This window comes from Brachyspira sp., from assembly GCF_050873525.1.
Taxonomy (GTDB): domain Bacteria; phylum Spirochaetota; class Brachyspiria; order Brachyspirales; family Brachyspiraceae; genus Brachyspira.
Genome location: NZ_JBNMIZ010000145.1, coordinates 1 through 6,790, shown reverse-complemented (window position 1 = coordinate 6,790; position 6,790 = coordinate 1). Strand labels below are relative to the sequence as shown.

Sequence of the window (6,790 nt, the reverse complement as noted above, 5' to 3'; positions counted from 1 at the left end):
ATAGATAATTAAATTAAAAAGAAATTTATTTTTAATTTATAAAATCATAAAACACTTTTATTTTAATTTTTATTATTTATAATTATTCAATCAAATAAATACATATAAAAAATATTTACTATAATTAAAATAAATTCTACTCTTCTGAAATAATCAAAGAATCTATATCAAAAGAATCTAAATTATTAATATTATCTTTCGCAAGTTTATAATTTGAATCAATTTCCAAAGCTTTTTCAAAATAAATTTTAGCCTCTTCTATTCTATCTAAATTTGCCAAAGCCACGCCGTAATTATTCAACATCTCGCAATTATCGGGTTTAATTTCAATTCCTTTTTCGTAAGATTTGGAAGCGTTATAATAATCTTTCAAACCGATATATGAATTTCCAAGCCAATACCAAGTTTCAAAATCATCCGCTTTTAATTGAGAAGATTTTATAAAAGATTCTACGGCTTTATTATATTCGCCTATTTTGTAATAAGAGTATCCAATTGAATTCCAATTATATTTGCTATTTGGATTTAGCTCTACCGCTTTTAATAAACATTCTATAGATTTCTTATATTGTTTATTTTCGCAATAAGAGTTTCCTAATAAATTCCAATTATCATCGCTATCGGGATTTAGTTCTATTGCTTTTAATGATAACTCTATAGATTCCTTATATTGTTTATTTTTATAATATGATTTTCCTAATGCATTCAAATTCATATCATTATTAGGATTTAATTTAACGGCTTTTAAGAATGATTCTATAGCTTCTTTATATTGTTTATCATAATCATATGAGCGTCCTAATTCATACCAATTATATTCGTTATTAGGATTTAATTCTACAACTTTCAGTAAACTTTCTATAGCTTCTTGGTATTGTTCATTATCACAATATGCGCGCCCTAATCCATACCAATTATATTCATCGTCAGGATTCAACTCTACGGCTTTTAAGAATGATTCTATAGCTGCTTGATATTGTTCATTATCATAATATGAGCGTCCTAATTCATACCAATTATATTCGTTATTAGGATTTAATTCTACAGCTTTCAGTAAACTTTCTATAGCCTCTTTATATTGTTCATTATTACAATATGAGCGCCCTAATTCATAACAATTATATTCGTTATCAGGGTTTAATTCTACGGCTTTTAATAAACTTTCTATTGCTTCTTGGTATTGTTCATCATTATAATATGAATAACCCAACCAATACCAATTAAGCTCCTCTTCGGGATTATATTCTATAGCCTTTAATAGAAAACCTATAGCTTTTTTATATTTTTCGATTTGAACATAAGACATTCCCAAATAATGCCATCCTTCATAGTTATCTGGATTTAATTTAATTAAATCTAAAAATATATCTATGGAGTCTTCATATTTTTCATTTTCATAATAGGATTTCCCAAGCGAAAGAAAATCAATTTCCTGCTGGCTATAGGTTTCTTCAAATTCTTCATATTCGTTCATAATTTCTCCTTTTAATTTATGTTAACATAATATATTTTATTTTTTAAATTTTTTTATAATTTCTAATTTTTCTTTATCTAATTCCATTTTATTTATCACTTTATTATTTTTCTTCCCATATTTGTTTTTCTCTTTCTCTTGCCAATTCAAGCAATCTATTAAATAAATCGTCCGATATTTTAGGCATTATTTCAGGGTATAAATACGAACATACTTTATAAAAATTAAGCATATTTTCGTATTGAAGTTGATAACCAAACATAGCGAACATAAATAATTTTTTATAATCTTCGCTTCTAGCCATGTATAAATCGTTATAACCAGGATTTAATTTTAATAATCTCGGAACTGATTCAAGCTCCTCGATAACAAAAGTTTTTTTATCATAATTTTCGCTATAATTATTTCTAAAGAAAGTTTTTTCATCAACTTTTATTATTAACTTTTCTAAACCATAGGTTTCTATTTCTCTATTTAATTTTGACATTACTTCTTCATGTTCCGCTATATAATTAATTCCTCCCCCAGCCCACATTCTATCTTCAGGAGTGTCGGTATTTTCCAATCTGCTTTCCCTTTCTTCAAAAAATATTGATTTATTGGATTTGCCTTCCTGCTTTAAATATTTTTTTATAGCTTCATTTACTTCACCATTATATACAAGTCTTTCGTATCTACTATTTAATGTTCTCATAGTATGAAAATCTTCATCTTTAAGATAAAAATTCTTTATAGCTTCCAATTTGTCTTTTTCTAAATCCGTTTCAATAATATATCTGCTTCTTAATTCAAATCCTTTAAGTTTTCTTCGTTTGTTTCTTATTTTTTTCATTATAAGATTAAAATAAATTTTTAATTCCGTAGTAGTTCTAAATTTAAGTTTATTATCTACTCTTCTTATTATTCTCATTGTATCTCTGCCGCGAAACTTAAGATTTTTATATCTCCATATAAATTTACTGCCGTCAATTTTCATTTTATTCATTCTCATTATATTTCTCCATAAATAATTAAAACTTTTAATATAATTATGATATAAACAAATTATTTATATAAGTTTTGATTTTACCAAGCATTTCTTCCGATATGTCGCATTGCCTGACAATAATATTTGAATTTTCGCTAATCTCCAATAAGCATCCGCCGATTCCCGTTATATAAATATCCAATTTTTCATCCAAATATTTTATAGTAACTTTTTTCTCAAAAACCGCCGTTAGAACACTTGAAAGCAATTCAAAAATCAATTCGTCTTTATTCATTTCTTTTTCTTTCCTTTACTTTTACTTTTATTGTTTTCTGGTTCGCTTAAAATTCCGCTTATATCGTTAAAATCAGTTTTTCCTTTAATAATCAATTTTAGAAAAAATTTAGTTAATTTTAACATATTATTTATACCACTATCTTTTTTATTCATGCATTCCTCCTATAAATAATTTTGGATTTTGGACAAATCTGCCACAGTAATCGCAAGCTATTTCAATATCGGCGTTATAAGAAGAGGCTGCCAAACCGTTTTCGCTTCCAAAATATTCGAATAGTTGCGAAGAATAAAAATAAGGATAACCGCAATTACCGCATCTATGCCTTTTTCTTCCGTCATCCGTGCGTATATATTTAATATCTTTATCTTCCTCATAAGATTTTTTGTAAAAAATATGCGGACGATATTCTTTAAAATCGTTAGCCGACATTAATACCGTTTCAAATTTTTTAAAATCTTTTATATGTTCTCTATCGGACAACTCAAATTTTCTTTGCTCAACCCAATCAAAAAACATTTTTTCAGTAAAATTGAAATTATTTAATACGCTTATGACTTTCGAGTTTTCTTCTATGATAAATTCTTCTTCTTTTTCTTCGCTATAATATTCATAGATTTCTATATATTCATTTTTATACGCCACTATTCCCAAATATTCCGAAATCCATGCATTCATAAGAAAACCTTTTTTATAAGATTTTAATTTTTGAATTATATCCATTAGTTTCTCCTTTTTTATTATTTAATATAAATATTTACAAAAACTTTTAACCAAATATTATTAGCTTTTATCTTTATTAGAACCTCCAAGAATTTTTCCAATAATTCCAACCGCTCCCGTTATTAATGTAACAGTTTTTGGGTCTATTTTTCCAGATAGTTCATTTAAAGTATCAATTCCTTTTGATATACCAGATACTATGCCGTTTAATGAAACTCCTTCATTTGAAGATTGCAAACTCTGTAAATTATTTTTAGCCAATTCATAATTTGGGTCTAATTATATCGCTTTACTATATGCAATTTTAGCCTCTTCTATTCTATTTAGATTTACTAAAGCTACGCCATAATCATTCCAAGCAAAAGGATTATTAGCGTCAATTTTAATAGATTTATCAAATGAATATACGGCGTTATCATAATCATTAAAAGAAAGATATGAACTACCTAAACAATACCAATTAAAAGAATCATCTGGATTTAATTCTGCAGCTTTTGAAAAAGAATTGATAGCTTCTTGATATTCTCCATTTTGATAATATGAGCGTCCTAACTCAAACCAATTGTCAGCATAATCGGGATTCAATTGCGTAGCCTTTAAGCCAGAATTTATAGCTTCTTGATATTGTTCATTATTTTTATATGCAATACATAATCTATACCAATTTTCAGGGTTGTCCGAATTTAATTCAGTGGCTTTAACTAAAGAATCTATTGCTTCTTCATATTGTTCGTTATCGTTATATGCGCGACCGAGCCAATACCAATTTAAATAAACCTCTGAGTTTAATTCTACGGCTTTTAATAAAGATTTTATCGCTTCTTGATATTCTTTATTATCATAATAAGAGCAACCTAACCAATGCCAATGTAACCAATTATCAGGTTCTAATTGAGTCGCCTTTAATAAAGGTTGTATAGCCTCTAAATATTGACCGTTTCTATAATATGAAGCGCCTAATTCAAACCGATTACCAGCATAATCTGGATTTAATTGCGTAGCTTTTAGTCCAGAATTTATAGCATCTTGATATTGTTCGTTATTACTATATGCAATACATAACCTATACCAATTTTCAGGGTTGTCCGAATTTAATTCAGTGGCTTTAACTAAAGAATCTATTGCTTCTTCATATTGTTCGTTATCGTTATATGCGCGACCGAGCCAATAATAATTATCAGCATCATTAGGATTTAATTCTATGGCTTTTAATAAAGATTTTATCGCTTCTTGATATTCTCCATTTTGATAATAAGAAACTCCCAACCAAAGCCACTTTGAATAATCATCAGAATTTAATTCTACGGTTTTCAATAATGATTTTATCGCTTCTTGATATTCTCCGTTTTGATAATAAGAAACTCCCAACCAAAACCAATTATATTCATTATTAGGATTTAATTCAATAGCTTTTTTAAATATCTCTATAGCTTTATCATATTCTCCGTTATTATGATAGGTTTTTCCTTCTTCAAACAAATCGTTTGAAGTATCGCTATTATTGGACTTTGCAAATTCCTCAAGTTCTTTTGCCCTCATTTCGGATATTCCAAATTTAATTTTTCTTTTATCGAGTATTTTTCTGTTATTTTCCGAAATATTGCCGTTTTCCATCAAATCGACTATAAACTCGTAATATTCTTTTTCTTCTTCCGATTCAAATTTTACTTTTTTACTTTCTAAATATTCCTGTTTGGCAAAATCTTCCAATTCTTTAGCTCTCGCTTCAGTTATGCCGTATTTTTCCATTCTTTTTGACAATATTTTTCTATTGCTTTCGGACACAATGCCATTTTCCATAAAATCTAATATTAATTCATAATAGCTCGTTTCCGAATCGTTTTGAGGTTTTAAATTTTTAAGTCTTTCTTGTTTTGCGAACTCTTCAATCTCATTGGCTCGGCTGTCGGATATTGAATATTTTTCTTTTCGTTTGTTTAAAATATTCCTTTCGCTAACCGATATGTCGCCGTTATCCAATAAGTCCACCAAAAGTTCGTAATAATCTTTTTCTTCGTTAGTTAGATTTTCCATTTTTAATTTTCTCCTTAATTTAATTTTATAGATTATCCAAATATTCTTTTTTTCTATTATTCCAATAGGTTTTATATGAAGTATTTATAACTTTAAACTTTGTGCTATAAGTTCTATCAGAATTATGATATATGCCTGAAAGATAAGAACTCGCCCTACTTTTATTCATCCGTTTAATCCGCCCCACATAAATATGATAGCTTTTATAATTAATAAATAAACATAATCTTGAATAAAATGCAAAGAAGAACGCTGACGTGCAAAACTTCATATTGTAATAATTTAGTCATATATACCTTACCATTTACAATTAAATATGGATTAATTATACAACATTTAAAAAAATTGTCAACAGTTTAAAATAAAAAAATTCTAAAAAATTTAATCATTGTAATTTTACTTTTTAATCGTCATTGCGAGGCATTGAAAATGCCGAAGCAATCCACTATTTAATAAAGTTAAATTTTAAAATCAAATCCTATTTTTAATTGGATTAATTAGATTACTTCGCTCGCCAAAGGCGGACTTTAGCCTTGCTTCTTTTTTTCACCAAAGGTGCGCGAGCGACAAAAAAAGAAATGGTTTTTGGCGTCTGCCCGCTTTAGCGTGGTTCTTTTTTGCCACTCAAAAAAGAACAAGAATTTTTAAATTAAAAAATTTTATCATGCATTTTTTTATTAAAATTTTTAAATAAAAAATTTATTCATTCTAAAATTCTATTCCTCGAAGCATGAGCCAAAGCTATCGCAACAGCGTCCGCAGTATCGTCTTGAATTATTTTTGAACCAGTAAATAAATTAATCATTTTTATAACGGCGTCTTTATTTGCATTTCCGTTTCCCGTTATTTGAGATTTTACTTCTTTAGGTTTATATTCTTTAAAATCAATATTATTAATCGTCAAGGCAAGTATTATTATTCCTCTCGCTTCCGCGACTTTTAGAGCGGTTTTTGAATTCTTTGAAAAAAATAATTCTTCTATCGCCGCGTTTTCGGGTTTGTATTTTACGATTAAATTATTTAATTCTTCGTAAATTTTTTTTAGCCTTTGATTATATTCCATGCTTTGAAAAGTCTCAATGAGTCCACAGTCGACTATTTTGTAAACCGAATTTTTGGATTCTATAAAAGCGTATCCGCATCTTGCAAATCCAGGGTCTATTCCTAATGTTATCATATTTGTATAAATTTATTATATAAATATTATTTGTCAAGCGGTTTTATAGATTTTAATATCATTGAAATTTTTATTTATCTAAAATATCATTAAAAATAATTATTAGAATAAAAAATAATT

The 6,790-nt window shown here is 27.3% G+C and carries 9 protein-coding genes; all 9 read right to left on the bottom strand.

The genetic code is table 11. From position 1 onward, the window contains the following. Nucleotides 1-136: 136 nt before the first annotated feature. Nucleotides 137-1,474 carry a tetratricopeptide repeat protein gene (locus ACR0QS_RS09475; RefSeq protein ID WP_432633201.1) on the bottom strand — a complete coding sequence of 446 codons (1,338 nt, stop codon included), beginning with the start codon at nucleotides 1,472-1,474 and terminating at the stop codon, nucleotides 137-139. Between the two features lie 103 nt (nucleotides 1,475-1,577). Next, nucleotides 1,578-2,465 carry a hypothetical protein gene (locus tag ACR0QS_RS09470; RefSeq protein ID WP_432633200.1) on the bottom strand — a complete coding sequence of 296 codons (888 nt, stop codon included), beginning with the start codon at nucleotides 2,463-2,465 and terminating at the stop codon, nucleotides 1,578-1,580. 37 nt (nucleotides 2,466-2,502) lie between these two features. Then, a complete protein-coding gene (locus ACR0QS_RS09465) occupies nucleotides 2,503-2,736 on the bottom strand; it encodes a hypothetical protein (protein WP_432633199.1) in 234 nt (77 codons plus the stop codon). Then, complete coding sequence (locus ACR0QS_RS09460) at nucleotides 2,733-2,891, bottom strand: hypothetical protein (RefSeq protein ID WP_432633198.1); 159 nt, start codon at nucleotides 2,889-2,891, stop codon at nucleotides 2,733-2,735. The genes ACR0QS_RS09465 and ACR0QS_RS09460 overlap by 4 nt, the downstream gene beginning before the upstream one ends. Further along, nucleotides 2,884-3,459: a hypothetical protein gene (locus ACR0QS_RS09455; protein ID WP_432633197.1), complete on the bottom strand. Its 576-nt coding sequence runs from the start codon at nucleotides 3,457-3,459 to the stop codon at nucleotides 2,884-2,886. Before ACR0QS_RS09455 ends, ACR0QS_RS09460 begins: the two co-directional genes overlap by 8 nt. Nucleotides 3,460-3,519: 60 nt before the next feature. Next, on the bottom strand, nucleotides 3,520-3,720 hold the full coding sequence (locus ACR0QS_RS09450; RefSeq protein WP_432633196.1) for a hypothetical protein: 201 nt from the start codon (nucleotides 3,718-3,720) through the stop codon (nucleotides 3,520-3,522). A gap of 18 nt (nucleotides 3,721-3,738) precedes the next feature. After that, nucleotides 3,739-5,493: a tetratricopeptide repeat protein gene (locus ACR0QS_RS09445; RefSeq protein WP_432633195.1), complete on the bottom strand. Its 1,755-nt coding sequence runs from the start codon at nucleotides 5,491-5,493 to the stop codon at nucleotides 3,739-3,741. A gap of 25 nt (nucleotides 5,494-5,518) precedes the next feature. Beyond that, the gene (locus tag ACR0QS_RS09440; protein WP_432633194.1) at nucleotides 5,519-5,662 is read right to left on the bottom strand and encodes a hypothetical protein; all 144 of its coding nucleotides are present in this window, start codon (nucleotides 5,660-5,662) and stop codon (nucleotides 5,519-5,521) included. A 534-nt stretch (nucleotides 5,663-6,196) separates the two neighbouring features. Then, entirely contained in the window at nucleotides 6,197-6,670 is a 474-nt protein-coding gene (gene ruvC / locus ACR0QS_RS09435; protein WP_432633193.1) for a crossover junction endodeoxyribonuclease RuvC, read from the bottom strand. Nucleotides 6,671-6,790 lie beyond the last annotated feature (120 nt).